At 40.4% G+C, this 20,097-nt stretch carries 23 protein-coding genes; 10 read left to right on the forward strand and 13 right to left on the reverse strand.

The window, feature by feature from the left end; translation table 11 throughout:
- The first annotated feature begins 2 nt into the window (after positions 1-2).
- Positions 3-971, forward strand: coding sequence for a helix-turn-helix domain-containing protein (locus IGI67_RS12605; protein WP_429957919.1), 969 nt, complete (start codon positions 3-5; stop codon positions 969-971).
- A gap of 109 nt (positions 972-1,080) precedes the next feature.
- On the opposite strand, the gene IGI67_RS12610 is transcribed toward IGI67_RS12605, so the two are convergent.
- Positions 1,081-1,923, reverse strand: coding sequence for an aldo/keto reductase (locus IGI67_RS12610; RefSeq protein WP_429957920.1), 843 nt, complete (start codon positions 1,921-1,923; stop codon positions 1,081-1,083).
- 188 nt (positions 1,924-2,111) lie between these two features.
- Between IGI67_RS12610 and IGI67_RS12615 the strand changes: the two genes are divergently transcribed.
- The 3 genes from IGI67_RS12615 to IGI67_RS12625 all read left to right on the forward strand — a co-directional run bounded on the left by IGI67_RS12615 (position 2,112) and on the right by IGI67_RS12625 (position 5,421).
- Positions 2,112-3,290, forward strand: coding sequence for a phosphoenolpyruvate hydrolase family protein (locus IGI67_RS12615; protein ID WP_429957921.1), 1,179 nt, complete (start codon positions 2,112-2,114; stop codon positions 3,288-3,290).
- An 87-nt stretch (positions 3,291-3,377) separates the two neighbouring features.
- Complete coding sequence (locus tag IGI67_RS12620) at positions 3,378-4,598, forward strand: Tm-1-like ATP-binding domain-containing protein (protein ID WP_429957922.1); 1,221 nt, start codon at positions 3,378-3,380, stop codon at positions 4,596-4,598.
- Entirely contained in the window at positions 4,591-5,421 is an 831-nt protein-coding gene (locus IGI67_RS12625; protein ID WP_429957923.1) for a phosphoenolpyruvate hydrolase family protein, read from the forward strand. The genes IGI67_RS12620 and IGI67_RS12625 overlap by 8 nt, the downstream gene beginning before the upstream one ends.
- A gap of 57 nt (positions 5,422-5,478) precedes the next feature.
- On the opposite strand, the gene IGI67_RS12630 is transcribed toward IGI67_RS12625, so the two are convergent.
- The 3 genes from IGI67_RS12630 to IGI67_RS12640 form a co-directional block, all read right to left on the reverse strand.
- Complete coding sequence (locus IGI67_RS12630; protein WP_429957924.1) at positions 5,479-6,504, reverse strand: LLM class flavin-dependent oxidoreductase; 1,026 nt, start codon at positions 6,502-6,504, stop codon at positions 5,479-5,481.
- A 159-nt stretch (positions 6,505-6,663) separates the two neighbouring features.
- Positions 6,664-7,215, reverse strand: a complete 552-nt coding sequence (locus tag IGI67_RS12635; protein ID WP_429957925.1) for an AAA family ATPase — start codon at positions 7,213-7,215, stop codon at positions 6,664-6,666.
- Between the two features lie 23 nt (positions 7,216-7,238).
- Positions 7,239-7,835 (reverse strand): TetR/AcrR family transcriptional regulator, encoded by a 597-nt coding sequence (locus tag IGI67_RS12640; RefSeq protein ID WP_429957926.1) that lies wholly within the window; start codon positions 7,833-7,835, stop codon positions 7,239-7,241.
- Between the two features lie 311 nt (positions 7,836-8,146).
- Here IGI67_RS12640 and IGI67_RS12645 point away from each other — a divergent pair, with 311 nt between their 5' ends.
- A complete protein-coding gene (locus IGI67_RS12645; RefSeq protein WP_429957927.1) occupies positions 8,147-9,028 on the forward strand; it encodes an ATP-binding cassette domain-containing protein in 882 nt (293 codons plus the stop codon).
- Positions 9,029-9,051: 23 nt separating this feature from the next.
- The gene (locus IGI67_RS12650) at positions 9,052-10,665 is read left to right on the forward strand and encodes an ABC transporter permease (protein ID WP_429957928.1); all 1,614 of its coding nucleotides are present in this window, start codon (positions 9,052-9,054) and stop codon (positions 10,663-10,665) included.
- A 74-nt stretch (positions 10,666-10,739) separates the two neighbouring features.
- Here IGI67_RS12650 and IGI67_RS12655 read toward each other — a convergent pair whose 3' ends face one another.
- The 6 genes from IGI67_RS12655 to IGI67_RS12680 all read right to left on the reverse strand — a co-directional run bounded on the left by IGI67_RS12655 (position 10,740) and on the right by IGI67_RS12680 (position 15,070).
- The gene (locus IGI67_RS12655; RefSeq protein WP_429957929.1) at positions 10,740-11,072 is read right to left on the reverse strand and encodes a hypothetical protein; all 333 of its coding nucleotides are present in this window, start codon (positions 11,070-11,072) and stop codon (positions 10,740-10,742) included.
- Between the two features lie 137 nt (positions 11,073-11,209).
- On the reverse strand, positions 11,210-11,797 hold the full coding sequence (locus tag IGI67_RS12660) for an NAD(P)H-dependent oxidoreductase (RefSeq protein WP_429957930.1): 588 nt from the start codon (positions 11,795-11,797) through the stop codon (positions 11,210-11,212).
- A gap of 70 nt (positions 11,798-11,867) precedes the next feature.
- Positions 11,868-12,440, reverse strand: a complete 573-nt coding sequence (locus IGI67_RS12665; protein ID WP_429957931.1) for a Crp/Fnr family transcriptional regulator — start codon at positions 12,438-12,440, stop codon at positions 11,868-11,870.
- A gap of 297 nt (positions 12,441-12,737) precedes the next feature.
- Positions 12,738-13,685 (reverse strand): IS3 family transposase, encoded by a 948-nt coding sequence (locus IGI67_RS12670; RefSeq protein ID WP_429956937.1) that lies wholly within the window; start codon positions 13,683-13,685, stop codon positions 12,738-12,740.
- 11 nt (positions 13,686-13,696) lie between these two features.
- A complete protein-coding gene (locus IGI67_RS12675; RefSeq protein ID WP_429956938.1) occupies positions 13,697-14,104 on the reverse strand; it encodes an HTH domain-containing protein in 408 nt (135 codons plus the stop codon).
- Positions 14,105-14,251: 147 nt separating this feature from the next.
- Complete coding sequence (locus tag IGI67_RS12680; RefSeq protein ID WP_429956940.1) at positions 14,252-15,070, reverse strand: Rpn family recombination-promoting nuclease/putative transposase; 819 nt, start codon at positions 15,068-15,070, stop codon at positions 14,252-14,254.
- Between the two features lie 254 nt (positions 15,071-15,324).
- On the opposite strand from IGI67_RS12680, the gene IGI67_RS12685 reads away from it, so the two are divergent.
- The 3 genes from IGI67_RS12685 to IGI67_RS12695 are packed head-to-tail and all read left to right on the forward strand — an operon-like array spanning position 15,325 to position 17,340.
- Positions 15,325-15,603 carry a hypothetical protein gene (locus IGI67_RS12685; protein ID WP_429957932.1) on the forward strand — a complete coding sequence of 93 codons (279 nt, stop codon included), beginning with the start codon at positions 15,325-15,327 and terminating at the stop codon, positions 15,601-15,603.
- A 17-nt stretch (positions 15,604-15,620) separates the two neighbouring features.
- Complete coding sequence (locus tag IGI67_RS12690; RefSeq protein ID WP_429957933.1) at positions 15,621-16,400, forward strand: Cof-type HAD-IIB family hydrolase; 780 nt, start codon at positions 15,621-15,623, stop codon at positions 16,398-16,400.
- Positions 16,401-16,413: 13 nt separating this feature from the next.
- Positions 16,414-17,340: a LacI family DNA-binding transcriptional regulator gene (locus IGI67_RS12695; protein ID WP_429957934.1), complete on the forward strand. Its 927-nt coding sequence runs from the start codon at positions 16,414-16,416 to the stop codon at positions 17,338-17,340.
- A gap of 63 nt (positions 17,341-17,403) precedes the next feature.
- Here the strand turns inward: IGI67_RS12695 and IGI67_RS12700 are convergent, their stop codons facing one another.
- Both IGI67_RS12700 and IGI67_RS12705 read right to left on the reverse strand, forming a co-directional pair.
- Positions 17,404-17,814, reverse strand: a complete 411-nt coding sequence (locus tag IGI67_RS12700) for an EVE domain-containing protein (protein ID WP_429957935.1) — start codon at positions 17,812-17,814, stop codon at positions 17,404-17,406.
- Positions 17,815-17,825: 11 nt separating this feature from the next.
- Complete coding sequence (locus IGI67_RS12705) at positions 17,826-18,248, reverse strand: pyridoxamine 5'-phosphate oxidase family protein (protein WP_429957936.1); 423 nt, start codon at positions 18,246-18,248, stop codon at positions 17,826-17,828.
- Between the two features lie 96 nt (positions 18,249-18,344).
- Between IGI67_RS12705 and IGI67_RS12710 the strand changes: the two genes are divergently transcribed.
- Positions 18,345-19,277, forward strand: coding sequence for a helix-turn-helix transcriptional regulator (locus IGI67_RS12710; protein ID WP_429957937.1), 933 nt, complete (start codon positions 18,345-18,347; stop codon positions 19,275-19,277).
- A gap of 670 nt (positions 19,278-19,947) precedes the next feature.
- Here IGI67_RS12710 and IGI67_RS12715 read toward each other — a convergent pair.
- On the reverse strand, positions 19,948-20,040 hold the full coding sequence (locus IGI67_RS12715; RefSeq protein WP_111945260.1) for a type I toxin-antitoxin system Fst family toxin: 93 nt from the start codon (positions 20,038-20,040) through the stop codon (positions 19,948-19,950).
- Positions 20,041-20,097: the final 57 nt, after the last annotated feature.

The following is a 20,097-nucleotide window of genomic DNA, read 5'->3' on the forward strand; positions in this document are numbered from 1 at the left end:
AAATGTATGAGTGGCAAAGACAAATTCAGCAGATCGTCGATGAAATCGATCAGTGCATCGAGAACTACAATGATGAAGCACTGACATTGCGCAGATTATCTCGTAAGATGGGCTATTCTGAGTTCTATACGACGCGAAAATTCAAAGAAATTTCCGGCATGCCATTTCGCGATTATTTGCGTCAACGGAAATTAGCCTTTGCTTTAAAGGAAGTCCGCGACAATGAGAAAAGCTTTTTGGAAATCGCCTTTGATTATGGCTTTTCTTCCCATGAAGCTTTTACTCGTGCATTTAAACGAATGTATGGCGTTGCGCCCAGTGAATATCGGAAAAAGCCCAGGCCAGTCGTACTTCGCACAAAAATCAATCCTTTCGACCGCTACTTTTTAGGATTAGGAGAGATCGGTATGGTGAAATCAACCGAAGATATCAAAACGTATTTTGTTACGATTCCAGACCACAAATTCTTACACATTAAAAACAATCAGAGCAACGGCTATTGGGATTTTTGGGAGAAGCAAAGCCAAATTCCTGGGCAAGACTGTGATACGATCAGCGGCCTGTTGGATAGCATCAAAGGAAAGCTGGATGATGACGGCGGCACCAAAACGGACAGCAGCAGTGGACAGGCGATGGCGTATATCAGTGATCCGGAGGGACGTCTTTGTGATTGGGGCTTTTTGCGTTCGGAGTGCTATGGTGTCCGTTTACCAGCAGACTATCAAGGGGAAGTACCGGAGCAGATGAGGATGATTGATGTTCCCGAAGCGGAATATCTCGTTTTTGAGCATGGACCATTTGATTACGAACAGGAAAATCGCAGTGTCGAGGAAGAGGTAGAAAAAGCGATGGCAAGCTTTGATTTTTCTGATACGGACTATCAGTATGATACCACCCCTGGGCGAGTGATCTATTTTTATCATGACCCAGAACGATTTTGGAAGTATGTACGACCAGTAGCTAAGAAATAGCTGGAAATAAATAGGTCTAAAGAGCATCTCGTTTTTAGTCAATCATAAGCGAAACAAAAGCAGCTGACCGGCTATTCGGTTAGCTGCTTTTTGTAAGCTAAAGCAAAGATTATTTTCTGCTCAATGTCCCTTTCAAAAATTCTTCATCATTTGGGTCGCCAGAGCCGCGTTGGTTTTTATCAATTGCAGCGATGAGCGACATTTCTTCATCTGTTAAGGTGAAGTCGAACACATCGATATTTTGTGCGATTCGTTCAGCGTGAACAGATTTCGGAATCACGATGATATCGCGTTGCAAATGCCAGCGCAAGATAACTTGAGCAATACTCTTATTGTGGGCCTCAGCGATTTTCGCTAAAGTAGGATCTTCCATCACATTCCCTTTCCCTTGTCCAAGCGGACCCCAAGCTTCGTGGGCGATATCCAAGCTCTTCAAGTAGTCATGAAGCTCTTTTTGTTGGAAGTAGGGATGCGTTTCAATTTGATCCACTGTGGGTTTGATTTTTGCGGTCGTCAATAATTTTTCCATATGGGGCTTTTCAAAATTTGAGACCCCGATAGACTTGATCAGGCCTTCGTTATACAAGCTTTCCAGCGCACGCCATTTTTCGTTATAGCCTTCGCTCGGCCAGTGGATCAAGTAAAGATCCAAGTAATCAGTTTGCAGTTTCTTCAATGATTCGTGGAAAGCCGCGATCGTATCATCGTAAGTCGTATTATTATTCCAGACCTTTGATGTGATAAACAGATCTTCACGTTTAACGTCGCTTTCAGCAAGAGCTTCACCCAACCAAGCTTCATTGTGATAGATTGTTGCAGTATCAAAGTGACGATAGCCGTCTTTCAAAGCCGCTGCTACAGCACTTTTTAAATCATCTGGATCTTGCACTTTAAAAACGCCTAGCCCTAATTGAGGGATCGTTTGACCATTGTTTAATTTCAACTGTTCCATTAAGAAAAACCTCCTAATATAGTAGTTACATAAACTAGTATAACGCGGATCAGTTTCAATCGTAATGATTTTGCTTAGAGGAAAGGGATTTTTCTGATAATCCATCGATTATTTGACTAGAGTTACTGGATACCTTATCGTCATTACTAGCTGATGATTCCGTTTATTAAAACTGAAGGGGCATACACATGAATTTTACTGAAAAATTAAAACAACAAGTATCAAATAATCACTATCTCCTGGGTATTGCTACTGCTACAGGAATGACCGCTTTATATGGAAAACGAGCGGGATCAGATTTTACTCTAGTACTAAATTCAGGAAAGTTCAGACAGATGGGACGTAGTTCATTAGGAGGCTATCTTCCTTTTAACAACAGCAATGAGCTAGTGGCTGATATTGGAAGAACAGAAATTTTACCCATATTAGCCAAACAGCCAGTGTTTTTAGGGGTCAACGCAACAGATCCCTTAATGGATCAAGAAGCTTTATTTACTTATTTGACACGCTACGGATATGAAGGCGTAATTAATTACCCGACAGTATGTCTGTTTGACGGTCAATTTCGTGAAGCGCTAGAAGAACAGGGGTTAGGCTTTGAAAAAGAAATCAATTTTCTTAAAAAGGCTAAAAACAAGGGCTTTAGCACGATTGCTTTTATCTCAAACAAAGAAGAAGCATTGGCAATGAGCGTAATAAAACCGGATATCATTTGTATTCATTTGGGTCTGACAGAAGGCGGACTTTTAGGAGCTAAAAGAGTCCGAAGCTTCAACTCTATGTTGGAGAAGCTTTCGTCAATTTGTGAGGATTTAAGTGCGGCTGGTTCTACCTCGGTCCTGATGATTTATGGTGGTATATTAAATGATCTTAATGAAATTCGTTACGTCTACAATCAAATACCTCAAATCAGCGGATATATAGGCGGGTCTACATTTGAACGGATCAATTCTGAACAACAACTGATCGGACAAATAACTTCGTTTAAAAATGCGGAAATTACTGCGAATGATAATCTGACGTTACAGATACTAGATGGGGTTCATAAGTATTATGATTATGTTGATTTTGTGAAAAAATACATTGAAGAGAATTACTCTGCACCCATTTATCTATCTGAATTGGCGGAGCTAGCGCATCTTAATACCAGTTACTTAAGCACTCTTTTCAAGCAAAAAACAGGCACAAATTTTACAGAATATTTGATCCGATTTCGAATAAATAAAGCAATTGAGCTAATGCAAACAACAGATTTAAAAATCCATGCGATTGCTGAGATGGTTGGATATCCAAACTATGCACAATTCAATAAAATTTTCCGAAAGTATACTGATTATTCGCCAAGGAAATATAAACATCTAATATAAACACTACTTAATTAAATATGAAAACCTTTTCTTAACTATTTTATTTTCCTAAAATTAAGGTATTAAAAAAGCAAGGAGGGAAAATAAATGAAAACTATTGCATTAATCGGGACCTTTGACTCAAAAGGAGAAGAATTCCAATATGTAAAATCGTTGCTCATGTCAATGAACAATAATGTCCTTACAATCAATACAGGAGTTTTTGAACCTACGCTAAAACCAGATATCGATGCGAATTTGATTGCTGAGGAGGTAGGAGAGTCCATCGAAGTAATCAGGGCTAAAAAGGACCGTGCTTATGCGACAGAAGTTCTTTCTCGGGGTGTTGAAAAACTGCTTCCGCGCTTATACGAGGAAGGTCTTTTCGACGGCATTTTATCATTTGGCGGCACTGGCGGAACGTCATTGGTGACCCCAGGAATGCGTCAAATCCCTATTGGCGTTCCAAAAGTAATGGTTTCTACAGTAGCTTCAGGAGATACTAGTGCTTATGTTGGTACTAGTGATATTCTAATGATGCCGTCAATCGTGGATGTATCTGGTTTAAATACAATTTCTAGAACGATTTTTCAAAATGCGGCTGCGGCGATCTCAGGTATGGTCCATGCGAAGTTTGAAAAAGTAGAAGACGATCGTCCATTGATTGCAGCATCTATGTTTGGAGTAACTACACCTGCAGTTGATTATGCACGAAAATATTTGGAAGAAAATGGCTATGAAGTGCTTGTCTTTCATGCGACTGGCGTGGGTGGAAAGACGATGGAACACCTAATACGAAATGGATACTTTGCAGGGGTTCTAGATTTAACGACGACAGAATTAGCAGACGAGCTTGTAGGAGGCGTCTTATCTGCTGGTCGGAACCGTTTGTCGGCTGCTTCTGAAACAGGTGTTCCTCAAGTAGTTTCTTTAGGGGCACTGGATATGGTTAACTTTGGTCCGTATGAGACAGTTCCGCAAAAATTCTGTGATAGAAATCTATATAGGCACAATCCAACCGTTACATTGATGAGGACTACTAATGGAGAAAACATAGAGTTAGGCAAAATTATCGCCCACAAGCTGAATAAGGCTCACGATAAAACAGTACTACTGATTCCAAAGGCTGGGGTGTCATTAATTGATGCACCTAACAATCCGTTTTATGGACCGGAAGAGGATAATCAGCTATTCAATACCTTGCTGAATCATTTATCGAATGAAAAGGTACAAGTAATCGAGAGAAATGTAAATATTAATGATCCAGCATTTGCTGAAGAAAGTGCGAAGTTATTAATCAAATTAATCGAGGAGGATACTCATGAATAAACAATCAAGAAAAGAAATTATTAAAGCCTTTAAGGAACGGACAAAAAATGGGGATATCTTAGTAGGTGTGGGAGCTGGAACGGGAATTACTGCGAAGAGCAGTGAAGCTGGAGGCGCCGACATGCTGATCATTTATAACTCAGGTCGCTATCGGATGGCAGGCCGTGGATCACTTGCTGGGTTGTTGTCTTATGGTGATGCCAATGCAATCGTTGTTGAAATGGGTCAGGAGGTACTTCCCGTAGTGAAAGAGACGCCTGTCCTTGCAGGGGTTTGTGGTACGGACCCCTTCCGTGTTATGAGTGTTTATCTTGCTGACTTAAAAGCTCAGGGATTCAATGGTGTACAAAATTTTCCAACAGTAGGTTTGATTGATGGTGTGTTCCGTCAAAATCTTGAAGAGACTGGCATGGGTTATGACCTTGAAGTAGATATGATTCGTCAAGCACATGAATTAGACTTATTGACCACACCTTATGTGTTTGATGAAGAACAAGCCAAAAAAATGGCTGAAGCTGGGGCAGATATTTTAGTCGCTCATATGGGGCTTACTACAAAAGGAACAATTGGTGCGAAAACAGCATTGACTTTGGATGATTGCGTTGAAAAAATTGAGGCAATCATAAAGGCAGGTAAATCTGTCAATCCTGATATTATGGTTATTTGTCATGGAGGACCAATCGCAGAACCGGCAGACGCAGAATACATTATCAAAAAAACAGAAGGAATTGATGGCTTCTTCGGGGCCTCAAGTATTGAACGCTTTGCGGCAGAAAAAGGTATTCGAGAACAAACAGAAGCCTTTAAGAATATTGAAAAATAAAGATGATACTCAAAAAGACGTCATTGACTAATAAAAAGTCGATGACGTCTTTTTGATTTATCTCCAGCCTAAATCAGGCGCGATATCTTTTACGATTGTTTCAAGTAAATGCATATTGTATTCGACACCCAATGTATTTGGGATCGTGACAAGTACAGTATCAGCTTCCTTGATTGCTTCATCATCCGCCAACTCTTTAGCGATCTTATCTGGTTCGCCTGCGAAGGTTTTTCCGAAGATTGTCGGATTTTGATGGTAAGCCAGAAAACCAACTTGATCATAATTTGCCTCATCCCCTTGATGACCAAATAGTTGACGATCAAGATCTGTCGTGATGGGTTGAATAGAACGAGTGACTAATGTGCGCGGTTCGAAGTTATGACCGGCGTTTTTCCATGCTTCCTTATAAGCGCGTAATTGTTTGGCCTGCTGCACATGGAAAGGTTCATTGGTTTCGTAGTTTACCAAGGTTGATGATTGCAGGTTCATCCCAAGCTGCGCTGCCCATACCGCTGTTTGTGTGGAACCGGCGCCCCACCAGATACGCTGGCGCAACCCTTCAGAATAAGGTTCTAAACGCAATTTTCCAGGAGCTTGCGGGAACATGGGTTGCGGATTTTGTTCCGCGAATCGATCACCCTCGATCAACTTTAAAAACTCCAATGTCCGTTCACGCGTAATATCTTTGATTTCCTCTTCACTGTAGTCATAGCCGAAATATTTCCAACCATCGAGGACCTGCTCTGGTGAACCACGGCCTACGCCCAATTCTACTCTGCCTTGAGTAATGATATCGGTTAATCCAGCATTTTCCGCCATCATATAAGGATTTTCATAACGCATGTCGATCAAGCCAGTTCCGATTTCGATCTTGCTGGTTTTTGCTCCGATTGCGGAAAGTAGTGGAAAAGGTGAACCAATCTGATCCGCAAAATGATGCACGCGATAGTATGCGCCATCGATCCCGATTTTTTCTGCTTCGACGGCTAATTCAATGGATTGTAAATAGGAATCTTTGGCGGTTTTTACAAGTGAACCTTGATCCATCCAATGACCAAAACTCAAAAAGCCAATTTTTTTCACGATAGAAACCCTCCTTAAATCACTGTGATTTACTTACTATTAATAAGTTAATCTGATTCTACTACTTTCCATTTTTAAAAGCGAGGATTTGTTCTCGGGGGAGAAAATATTGAAAAAAAGACCGCTATGCCTGAGCAAGCGGATAGATTACTGTTTATTTTAACTAGGATTGAGGCGCATGGAATGATCTTGGATACATTGTCTGACTTGATCCAAACTTTGTTCGATTGTTTGAGTGGTTGTATCCAGCACGTGTGCTTCAAATTCTCCCAACTGATTGAATTGATCCCACATTGTTTGAATCAATTCCAGATTAGTTGCTTCATCTAATTTGTTTCGATTCCTGCCTCTAGTGAGTGTTTCCTCCTTCGAAGCTCGTAAAATAATATAATGGACATCGAATCCATCTTTTGCTGCTTGAAACCACGGGTCTAAAAACCAAGGTCCGACGATACCATCAACAATTACATCATATCCATTTTTAGCAAAAACCTTCGTAGCTTCTAAAAAAGCGTTAATAACGATCTTATTTTGCAAATGAGCTTCTTTCAAATGAGGTGCAATCCTGCCTTTTTTAATGAAGTGATAAAAATCATCTGTATGCATGTGGACAGATTTTTCTTTATCAGATTGATACGCAAGCAGTGAAGCGAGAGTGCTTTTCCCTGTCGCAGGTGTACCGGTGATGATGACGATTCTTCCTTGAGTCATAGATGCCTCCTGTTGTTCCCGCCCTATTTCCTTGGTGCCACTCCTTTAACTAAAACCTCTGTCCATTCCGCTGTATAAGGAAGGATTTGTTCATAAATCTGCGGATTGGAGATACCTTCGAGCAGGGCTTGAAAGAACAGCATTAAAAATTCATCGGAATACTTTAAATCAACTTTGCCTTCTTTGCGACCGCGATGGAACATATCCAACATGATTCCGAAGCTTTGATCCGTGTATTCCTGCATCATTCGAGTGAAGCCGTTGTCCTCTTTTTTGGTGTAATACTTCATTAGATCTAGATAGAATTGCTTATTGATTTTTTTTAGGTAGTTGATTTTATTTTGACTCATGGCGATCAACGTCTCTTCGAAGGGGGCGTTTTTCGCCATGATTTCTTTGGCAGTACGGGACATCTCATCCATAGAACGCATGAATACTTCATGGATGAGGTTTTCCTTGCTGCCGAAATATTTAAAAATCGACGTTTTTCCGACATTTGCTAATTTAGCCACATCATCGATCGTCAGATTCTCGATGCCATTATCCGTGTTCATCAATGTAAAGGCGGCCTGCAGCACCTGGTCTTTTTTCTCTTGTGTTCTTCGTTCAAACCCATTCATAAAAACGCCTGCTTTCTATAAAAAAGAACTTTTTGTTTTAAATAGTTCGTAATTCGATTTAATTATATTATATAGGAAAGAATACGAACTTACAATGGAATAGTAGTTTTAAAATTCACTGTTATTATCGTTGACTCTCTTGTTAAAAGGGGATATTATTGGAGTTGTAAATGAACTTTAGTTTGAAACAAAGGTTAAATCAGCCAATTATGAACTTTATACATATGATAAGTTCGTAAAATGGACATCGTTTTTTGTTTTGGACTGGAAAGCACGTTATAAAATTATGTCGAGAGAGGGAGTTTCGTACCATGACAGAAATTGTAAAAGTACAAGGCTTGCAGAAAAAATTTGGCAAATTCCAGGCATTGAAGGACGTGTCATTCACAGTGAATGCTGGTGAAGTAGTTGGATTTATCGGGCCAAACGGTGCAGGAAAATCAACGACAATTCGCACGCTGCTGGGAATCATCAACCGAGACAAAGGCGATGTCGAAATATTCGGCAAAGATGTTTGGAAGGACAGTTTGGAGATCCACAAACGAATTTCCTATGTTCCTGGAGATATTGCGCTTTGGGGCAGTCTTACCGGTGGAGAGATCATTGATTTATTCATTAAGCTTCATGGCGGCGGCAGTAAAGAAAAGCGAGATTACTTGATCAAACGATTTGAACTTGATCCAAAGAAAAAGGCCAAAGGATATTCAAAAGGAAATCGGCAAAAGGTTGGTTTGATCGCGGCGTTGTCGGTAGAATCAGATCTATACATTCTAGATGAGCCGACCTCTGGCTTGGACCCGTTGATGGAAGCCGTGTTTCAAGAGGAAATAGAAAAAATCAAACATGCTGGAAAAGCGATCTTATTGTCCTCTCATATTTTGAGTGAGGTGGAACGGTTAGCGGATAAAGTGGCGATCATTCGACGAGGGGAAGTAGTAGAAACAGGTACCTTAGACGAATTGCGACATTTAACGCGCTCGACAGTCACACTGACGACAGAAGGAGCGGTGTCTGAAATCGCCAATGTTCCGGGAGTTCATGATTTTGTTGAGAAGGATGGGAAAGCGACCTTTTCTGCAGATAATGAGGCGATGAATGCGATTTTGATCGAAGCGACCAAATTAGGAGTCAAAAAAATTGAATCTGTACCGCCAACGCTGGAAGATTTATTCTTGCGTCACTATGAAGGCTGATTGTCGGAACGGAGGAAAATGAGATGAATGAGAAATTTGCTCGTTGGAGCGTTTTGTTTATTCAGTACGTAAAACGTGACTGGAAAAAAATAATTGTTTGGATTTTAGGATTAGGAGTATTTTCTGGTGCTTTTGTTCCAGCCTTTGAAGAGATTGGCAAGGGGCAAGGTCTGCTGGGAATGTTTGAAACGATGCAGAATCCAGCGATGATTTCAATGGTTGGACCAACGCCGATTCAATCGGGTGCCGATTATACATTGGGAGCGATGTATGCTCAGGAGATGCTACTGTTTTGTGGATTATTTGCGATGATCATATCAGCGCTTCACGTTGTGAGCCATACGCGAAAAGAGGAAGAATTAGGATTAACTGAATTAGTCCGATCTTTTCGAGTAGGCCGCCAAGCGAATTCGTTGGCGGTAATCACGGAAATAGTTTTGATCAATTTATTACTAGGAGCTTTTATCGGCGGGGTGATGGCAAGCTTTGATGTGACAGCAATCAGTACTGAGGGTGCCTTTCTATTCGGAGCCTCCATTGCGGCCGCGGGGATCATTGGCGGAGTACTGGCTCTGGTCGTGTCGCAGATCATGGCAACATCTACTGGAGCAACGGGCTCAACCTTGGGGCTTATTGGACTCCTGTATATCGTACGTGCAGGAACAGATGTATCCGATGCGGATTTGTCGATGTTCAATCCAATGGGGTGGACCTACTTGACCTATCCGTTTACAGAGAATAATTGGACACCATTGCTTGCGGCGTTGATTTTCAGTATTGCTCTGACTGTGGCCGCCTTTATATTAGAAGGTCATCGGGACATGGGCGCAGGCTATTTACCCGAACGCGAAGGAAGAGCAACAGCTAAAAAGTCATTGCTTTCTGTTCCTGGGTTGATTTTCAAAATCAATAAGGGAGTGATGATCGGCTGGCTAATCGCTTTTGTCGTTATGGGCGCTGCTTATGGTTCGATTTATGGGGATATGCAGGTTTTCCTTGGAGGAAATGAGCTGATGAAGCAGATGTTCACTCAATCAGGGGTATCCATTGAGGAATCCTTTACGGGGACTATCATGATGGTGATGATCGGACTTGTATCGATTCTACCGATCGTCGTCGTCAATAAATTGTTTGCGGAAGAAACTAGGCTGCATCTCAGTCAGTTGTATGCAACAAAGGTAACACGTGGACAGCTGTATTGGACGACTGTAAGCCTGGCTATTTTAGCTGGAGTTATAGGAGTCGGCTTGGCTTCTGCCGGGCTGGGCGGTACCGCGATCGCGGCCATGAAAAATAAATCTACGATGGATTTGTTGGACTTCTTAGCTGCGGGCTATAATTTTTTACCGTCTGTGCTGTTTTACATTGGACTAGCTGCGCTTGCGCTAGGCTGGCTTCCTAAGTTTGGAAAAGTCATTTATGCGTATCTTGGCTATTCTTTTGCCTTGAACTATTTTGGCGGCATTCTTGATTTACCTGAATGGTTCGCAAAGACAGCGATCCAAAGCTGGATTCCTCGGATGCCGATGGAGGATTTTGATGGGACCGTCGTGGTGGTGATCACGATAATCAGCGTCGTCTTCATGCTTTTAGGTTATCTAGGCTATAAGAAACGCGATTTAGTAGAAGGTGCATAGAAAAAATATCTAATCAATGATAAATAAGACCGTCCAGCTTCACGAATTGTGAGACTGAACGGTTTTTTGGTGAATCAATTAGTATTCACGATTTTTTGAATCTTTTCTGCGAGATGGCGAATCACATTCGGCGCACTCTTTCGAAAATCTGTGGTAAATGAACCAGACAAGCTTTCGACAGTACCGACCTCTTTGTTCATGATGTCAAAAACGGCCAGTGTTTGGTCTTCTGGCTGCCATTTTACCTTCCAATAAGGCCCCTCTAAATCACCATCCAATATTTGCTGGCTATTATCAAGCACTGCTTGCCGAATCACTTCCTCTTCTGAGGTGTCTTTTCCTTTTTCTATTAGATAATTCAGCTTTTGTTCGACTTCATGCATATTTTCGGGAACGAATGAATACATTTTTGGGACGTCCTTTCTTGGCTAATCATGAGGAGCTATTTTCTACAGTTATACTCAAATTTTTGCAAATCCGCAAAGAAAAGCCCTTATACCACATTTGGTATAAGGACGTAAATATTCTACTCCCTTGGGAAAGCTCATTTTTTATAAAATATATTTTCAACCTTCGCTAACCATTTTTTTCGCGTTGCTTCTTTACTAGATTTAACCATATTGAAGCTGACCCAATGTACATTTTTAAAGCCGCTCTTTTTCAAGGTTCCCTTTACCATCGCCTTTTTTAATGCATTTCCGTAAATGGTGCTGTACATAATTTTCGGGGTATTCATCGTTGTGATAACTGTAGCGGTTTTCAAATTCGTTAATAATGTGTTCATGCCATATCCAGATTTTGTATAAGAATATGTTGAACCTGGGAAAATAACCTTGTCAATGAAGCCTTTCATCATCGCAGGCATTAGCTCCCACCAAATCGGAAAAATGAAAACTAAATGATCTGCCTGCCGGATGCGTGCAACATATTCTTTGGCTTTCCAATCAATCATTTCATGATTTCGAAAGGCCAGTAAGTCTGCTCCAGTCATTACAGGATCAAAGTTGTCCGAATCTAAATCAATAACATCTACTGTATTTCCGGCTTTTTCAGATCCAGCTACTGCTGCTTCAAGCAGAGCATGGCAAAAGCTTCCGTTATAGGGGTGGTTGTAAACAATGACTGTTTTCATAAATATCTCTCCTCAAAAACTTTAGTATCTGTATATTAAAATAGAAAAAAACAGAAGAAATTAACATTTGTTAATTTCTTCCATTTTTTTCAAGTCTCTTTTTAATCCGACTATATGAAACAGGCGTTATTCCTAGATACGAGGCAATATAGTAATTGGGGACTCTATTTAAAATGATTGAGTTTTGTTGGACTAAGCTGGAGTAACGTTCTTCCGGCGTTTCCTTTATTCTTGATAAGAAATATTTACTATAATCCATAAATCTTTCGGCAATCGCTCTTGTAAACAGATCATTCACAACGGGGTATTTTTCTAAAAGCAAGTTCAAATTCTTCTTACTTAAAACATAAAGCGCTGTTTCCTCTAGGCTTTCAATAGAGAAGATGCTTTCTTCTTCCAAATAAAAACTTTCAAAAGAAGAAACAATCTGATTTTCAAAAAAGAACTGAAAAGTGATGTCACGTCCATCATCATTATTCCATAGTCTTAAAGCCCCCTTGGAAATAAAGTAAATATTCCTTGCAATGTCTCCTTCATAAAGCAAAGTAGTATGTGCGGGGATGATCCTTTTGTAAAAAAATGATGAGATATCACTCCAGCTGATACCAGCCTGCTTCAAAATGCTGATAAATGAAGTTTTCATACAGTTCTCCTTGCTTATTTAATGATCGGTATACTAATCTGTCTTTATTATCAGCTGTTTGATCCGTAATGGAAAATCATTTGATCTTTAGAGACCTCGATATAAAGCGGAATCAACTGTGCTCCCTCCACAATTTATCAACTTCTTCCGTTGATAATTTAGTGGCTTTTGCTACTTGCTCTATGCTAACCCCGATTTTTAAGAATTCGATTGCTAATGCCTGTGAAACGTACCCTATGTCAAGGACACTTTAAGAAAAAGGGAGATAACTTTTCAGGTAGATATTGCTATAGCTACTTAACTATTTTTAGGTGGTGTGATTCCTTTTAATGGATACTTTCCCGTTGTTATGTATTGATAGTATTCATTAGGGGATAACTTAGCTAATTGCCATTGATAGCGTTCATTATTATAATAGGTCATCCAATTATCTATAATTGCTTTTACTTCATCAAACCCTGTATATTGACTAATATCTATTTCGTCTTTCATATGACCATAGAAACTCTCTTGAGGAGCATTATCCCAACAATTCCCTCGACGCGACATTGATTGTCTCATGTTTTTGTCTTTTACTAGTTGAATAAAGCTACAGCTCGTATAGTGAAACCCCTGATCACTGTGAATTAAAGTTTCCATCGTCAAAGTTTCACCGTGATTTTCCATCATTTGATCAATTGTTTCTAAAACAAAATCCACTTCCAGCGATTTACTGAGAACATATGCTAGTACTTGCTTGGTATAAGCATCCAGGATCGTTGATAGATAACAGAATCCCTCATTATACGGAATATATGTAATATCTGTTAGAAGCACAGCTCTTGCACCGTGCGCTGTGAATTCCCGGTTTAATAGATTTTCTGCTACATTGCTTGTTTTTAATGCCTTAGCCATTCTTCGATATGGATTTGCCTTGCGTACAGGGCAAATTAATCCATACTTTTTCATTAAGCGCCTTATTTTTTTAACATTCATCACTATTGGCGGTGTTTGATGTAATAAATTCATATGTATACTACGTGCACCTTTGGCATACCCTCGGCAATTATAGGCTTTTAAAATTTTTTCAAAATCGGCTTTATCATTATCCTCTTTTTCTTTGCGCTTAGGTGCATTTTCTACCCAGCGATAATAACCAGAGCGTGATACCCCTGCAATTTCGCAAAGCATAACGACGGACAATACATTGTCTTCTTGAGTCAACATCTCATGGATAACCTCAAACTTACGGCTAGATTCACTCATGTTTTGTCGATTCATTTTGAATTGTTGATTTTTGTAATTTTTTTTAGAAATTCGACTTCTTGGCGCAAGTATAAAAGTTCGTGTTGTATTTGTTTTAATGATTGTGGTGAAAGATCTTCTTGTAATTGAATTTTTTTAATAGCTACTCGTTTACTGTGATCTTCACCTTCTTTAAAACCTTCTCCTGACATTGCTTGATGTTTTATTCTTTGAACAAGACTATCAATTCGTTTTTGAGGAAACATGGATACATCGTATCCAAAATCGCTAATAATTTTTCTCGGTGCATTTCCAGCTTGATAACTAATCCAGAAATCTTTTTTAAATTTTGCAGTAAAGTACATTTTTTTTGAGGTGACCTTTAAAGTGTATTCATTAGACTCTAGTTCTTTTATTTGCTTCTTGGTATACTCTCTCATTTCTTCTCTCCTACTAGATGCTTTGTTATATATTAACATCTTCCCGAAGATATTTTCTGTGTCCACTTTAGTGGGAACACCCCTTTGTCTAAGTGTCTACTTTAAGGGAACCCTCTTTCTAAATCTGTCTACTTTATAGGGTATATTTTACTGTTTCTCTTCCTGTCGCCCTTTTTCGAGCCCCTTTTCAAGCCCTTTTTTATGCCCTTCTTTATGTCCTTCTTCCATAGCAGTCACAAATACAGCGTCAGAAATAGCTTTGGATTTTTCGATGTTCATGATCATTTCTTTTTCCTCGCTTTCCAATGTTAAGAAATCAATTTTTCTTTTTGCTTCTTTGATATAGTCGGGAGCTTCCGACTCAACTTCTCCGGTTTTTAGAAAATATTGCCAATGATAGGCGGCCTTTTGTTTTTCAATCGTTTGATTTTTTAGACTGAGGAAACAGAGAATCAATAATTCCTTGTTCTCTTCATTGAAAAAAGGCTGATGTGTTTCTTCATTTAATAAGCGGAACAGCTGTAAGGCATTGTCTTTTCGATCAAATAAATGGAAATCCACAATATTGATTCCATAAGCAGGTCGCAAACTAGAAAAGTTGTTCTTTTTCCCTGCTTCTTTTTTGTCGCTAGACCCAAAAGGTGAGCGGAAGGCCTCGGCCAGATAAAAGAGTGAACGCTCATGGAAATAGCTATGCGGCTGGATTTGGCATTCGATAGTGGCATGGCTGCCATCTTCTCCAATGGCTAAGATATCCACTTCTGTTCGCAGGATCTCCGTTTGCATGTGATCGATTTCGTTGAACTTTTTCTTATAGCTGTCGATATGATAGGTTTCTTTTGGCATAAGGGACTGGAATTCGATGCCTAGCAGGTCTTTGACAAAGGCTTTCAGGATATACAGGGAGTCTTCAGAGGTTAGCAGTTTGCGAAATAACAGGTCATTCGTTGGTAAATACTTTTGCATTTTTTCCACACCTTTCAGCTGGTAGACGCCATGCTGAGAGGCATTTCTCGCCCCAATTATAGCATGGTTTCTCAGCAGCCTTCAAAATTTATTTGCTCTAAGATACGCAAAAGACACCGTAATAACCGAGTAAGAAAGAAATGCGTATATTGTATTCTCTATAAAAAATATATTTTTTGCGAAAAATAATTCTTGCATTGCACCCCGTTTCATAAATTAGACTAAGGATAACAGAAAAAAAGGGAGTGACTCAGATGAACACGATGGTAGAAATTACAGATATGCTGGGTGTCGATTATTATTATGTTGCGATAACATTTGAGGAAAACGCACTGTTGCTGGAAAAGCCAAAAGGGCTCTTTGCGAAGAATATCAAGCGCAGGATCGAGCTATCGAAGGTGGAGAAAACTTGTACGACGAATGAAAAAGGAATCGACAAGCTTTCCTTTTTTTATGAAAGAAACTGGTACACGTTTATCGATTTTGGGAATAGCCTCATGCCCTGTTTAAAAGAGAGGCTGATTTTCAGTTAGGAAAGTAGGGAAGCTTATTGGGTACTTTGACGAAAAAAATGGTTGTTTTTGATATTGATGGTACACTGTTAGGAAGTGATAAAAAAGTTCTGCTATCCACATTTGAAGCATTAGCAAAACTAAAAGAACAAGGGCACGCTTTGTTTGCGGCTACAGGCAGAAGTTTATTCTATGCAAAGCCGATTCTTCAGCTGCTGGATTTTCAAAATTATATCGTGTGTAATGGTGCCATCGGATTCATTGAGCATCAGCAAATATTCAGCAACGAATTGAAAGCCGACGATCTGCTCAGCCTGCTGGACCGATTCGCACAGCTGAAGGTCGATGCTGCGATTGTGACTTTACAGCAGCTGCAGCGAGTTTCCAGTTTTGATATAGAGAAAATGCGTCGGGCAATGAGCTATGTAGGTGGGGATTTGCCGTCGATGTATAATAAAAGCGAAGAGCCGATTTACCAGGTTTTAGCCTTTTATGATCATACATTGGAAAGTAAAATCGAACCGTATTTTTCAACTTTTGAATTTGTCCGCTGGCATGATACCGGTGTGGATATTATCCCTGTTGGCGGAACAAAGGCGACGACCATTTTAGAAGTTGCCGGGCAGTTAGGTTTTGAGTCAAAGGACATCCTCTCATTTGGTGATGGATTAAATGACCGAGAAATGCTGCAGGTCTCAGGAGTAGGTGTAGCCATGGGGAATGCAGCGCCAGAGGTACAAAAACATGCGGACCTGATCACTGATACAAATAACGATGACGGCATTTTTAATGCTTTGAAGAAGTTATCTCTCATTTGATAAGGAGTTTGATATGGTAACGATTAGAGAAATAGCCAAGCTTTCAGGATATTCGACCACGATGATCTCACGAGTCATCAATAATTATCCCTATGTCGATGAGGAAAAAAGACGTGAAATTTTAAAGCTGTTAAAAGAGCTGGATTACCGGCCGAACTCGATCGCCAGAAGCTTGAGTATTGGGAAAACCTACAATATCGGTGTGATCGTTCCTTATCTCAATATTGCCTATTTTGAACAGCTGGTCAGCGGGATAACCGAAGCAGCCTTTCACCACCATTACAAAGTCACGCTCTTGCCTACAAATTATAATCCGGAAACGGAATTAAATTACTTAGAAGAATTTTCGACCAAATTATACGATGGGCTCATTATTACCTCTAAAGTAAACAGCTTAGAGAAAATACTCGAATACCAGCAATATGGTCCGCTGATTTTTTGTGAATATGTTCCAGAGGAGAAGATAGCGAGTGTGTATATTGATCGAGAGAAGGCCTTCATGGATGTCATGGCCTACTTCTCTGAGCACAACGTGAAAAAAATCGGTATAACGGCAGGAAGGAATGAACGCTATAGCGACAGCACCAAGCTTCTTTTACAGCTGGCAGAGAAAAATTTTGAGACCTTCGAGCCAGCCGATGTCGTTCGAAACTGTCTAACCTATGAAGATGGCTATCGGGCTGCTCAATTTTTTTATGAAAAAAACCAAGTCGAAGGTATTCTGGCAAATGGTGACGAAATCAGTGCAGGCATTTACGATTTTTATCGCGATAAAAAGCTCCCGCTTATCGTAGGTCAAGACAATCTGCTAGTGAGTAAATTACTGAATCTTTCAACGATTGATTACCATATGACTAAATGCGGCCGTGAAGCCTTTCTGCAATTTATAGAAAATAGAAACGAAAAGCTCATGATAGAATCGACTTTTATAAAACGGTAAGCCGAAGATAAAATAAACACCCGCGAACAACATCGCGGGTGTCACTGTATTTCAGCCAATTTCTTAAAATTGCACATTCATTAAAAAAGCAATTTGTTGAAACAGCTCCTCTGGGATCTCAAAATGTCCAAAACGCAAACGTTGACGATACTCAGCCCACATGGGAAATTGACTGACCTGCTGCAGCGTACAGCTTTCAGCATCTTTTAAATACTGCACATTCTTTCGATAAGGGAAGAAACCAGGAAACATCTCCACTTGATAGACCTCATCAGAAATGACTTGACCGATCGCCACAAATTTTTGACAAACCTCCGATCCCTTTAACTGGACCTTTGGCGCATAATAGATCAGCCAATCGTCAGGTTTCATCCGTTTCAGCGGGGCGCTCTTGCCATGACATAACTGACTAAAGCCGCCTGCCACGCCGATCTGCACATGCTCCTCAGAAGCGACACCAATCCAATACTTCATCTGTTCACCCCTTACAGCTCAATGACCGCCTGATTTTCCATATCTAGGATTACCTGAGCTTGGTTAAAGGTGATCTCATAGACATCTAGCATTGTACCGGCCTGATCGATATTTTGCTGAAAAGAAGGGATTTTTTTGACCCAGGGTTCAGCCAGCTCATAAAGGGATTTTGCACTCTTAGCAACGGTACCTTGAGCACGGATATGACCTGTTTCCTGTCCTTTTGGTACTGTGGTAAAGGCAACCTGAGGATTTTGAGAGAATTCTTTTACCTTGTCATTGCCTTTAAATGTTGAAAAATAAAGACGGTTGGCTTTCTTATCGTATAAGAAGTTCACGATTCGGACATTCGGCTGATTCGCCACGCTTGTCGCCAGAGCGATTTCCAATTGTTCCTCCATCATTGTGTGAAAAGCTTGATTCATATCTGTCATAGTGATTCCTCCTAATTTTGTATTACAAACACTAGTTTAGCAATAGAACCTTGACAGCTATCTGTCAAGGTTCTATGCTTTTGTAAAGGAGAAAAAATGAAAACAGAACGATTACTAGCCATTACGATGCTTTTGATAGAAAAGAAACAGATTAGCGCTCCTGCTTTAGCCGAAATATTTGAAGTCTCCGTCCGCACGATTTACCGAGATATCGACTCCCTCAGCCAAGCAGGCATCCCAGTCACAGCTCTGCCTGGAAGTAAAGGCGGGATTCGGATCATGGAGAACTATAAAATCGATCAAAGCTTTTTTACTTCTGCGGATTTGATCTCTTTGCTGATTGGATTGAACAGCATTCCTTCAGAGCAAATTTCTAAGCAGGCCAAATTCACTTTGGAAAAGCTGAAAACCCTAATTCCCAATGAAGCAGAGCAGGAAATCAATGATCGATCCTCTCAGCTGATTGTTGATTTGTCTCCTTGGACCAGCACAGAAAGCTCGCCGCCCTTTTTCAAAGAACTACAGGAAGCCATTCATCAACGGCAGCTCGTTTCCTTCGAATACGCGAACCGCTCTGGTCAAAAGACAACGCGAATCATTGAACCCTATCGACTTATCTTGAAAGAAATCAGCTGGTATGTACAGGCTTACTGCCACGAGAAAAAAGACTTTCGAATCTTCAAATTGATTCGAATGGAAAAGTTACACGTGCTCCAGCAGCGATTTGATGCGAAAAAAGTTCCAGAGGCAGACTTAGGTAAGAACGTTGCTCATCAATTTATTACCATTCATTTAGAGGTAGATTTCTTTGTTAAAGATCAATTAACCGACCGCTTTGGGCAGCTGAACTTTATTCCGATCGAAAACGCACAGCGCTTCTCGGTCCAGTTTCCCTTTATCCCTGATGAATTCGGCTATCACTTATTATTAGGCTTCGGTACCCGCTGCAAATGCATAGCCCCTGAATTTGTGAAGACAGAATTAAAACGCCGCATTCAGCGAATGCTGGCGACCTATTCAGATGATTAGGAAGAAACTGAAAGCTCATCGTCCGATCTTCTTTTAGAAGTAGGCGATCAATTTAAACACCTGCGGCAACCGCCGCAGGTGTATTTGTGTTCAGTCGTCAAGGCTCGCGCCCGCTTAGCCAATGATTGACAAGGGCAACGATCAACCCCACAAAGAACGTATCGAATCCCTCACTTTCAAAGTGGAGGCTGATGACGTGAGTGTATTTAGTTTGAGAAGGGCAGAATTTAACAGCGAGCTCAATCGTCTGCGAATGTGAGGATATAGCCATATAGGGTCTTATTCATTTATAAACGAAAGTTGATTCGGTATCCACTGGGTTATCCACAAGAATAAGTAGAAATAAATAGTTTTCCTCAGGTTTTTCCACATTATCCACAGGTTTTTTAGTAAGATGTGGATAATAGGGGATTGATCAACCACAGATTCTATTTATAGGAATGACTCTTAGACATCTCAGGTTACAGTGTTGACAAGTCAGCACTCATTTCTTAGCTTCATACTTGCTAGTTATTTACAGCATTGATGCAGGTCATGTTCAAATCAAGATGTATGGTCTGTTTAACAGCTTGGAGTGGGAAATTATGTATTTTTTCTAGAACCATCAGTAAATGAATTGATCTGAAACTCCCTGCAATTGGAAAATCGCAGAGAGCCTATTTTTCAGTCGTCATGGATCACGCCCACTCAACCAATGGTTGACGAGGGCGATGATCAGCCCCACAAAGAGCGGAGCGAGGACATATCGAATCAGCTCGCTCAAGGTGCATCACCTCCTCTCAAAAGTGGAGGCCGACGACAGACATGAGCGGGGATACCT

The sequence above is a fragment of the Enterococcus sp. AZ196 genome (genome assembly GCF_050498845.1).
GTDB classification, from domain to species: domain Bacteria; phylum Bacillota; class Bacilli; order Lactobacillales; family Enterococcaceae; genus Enterococcus_A; species Enterococcus_A murrayae.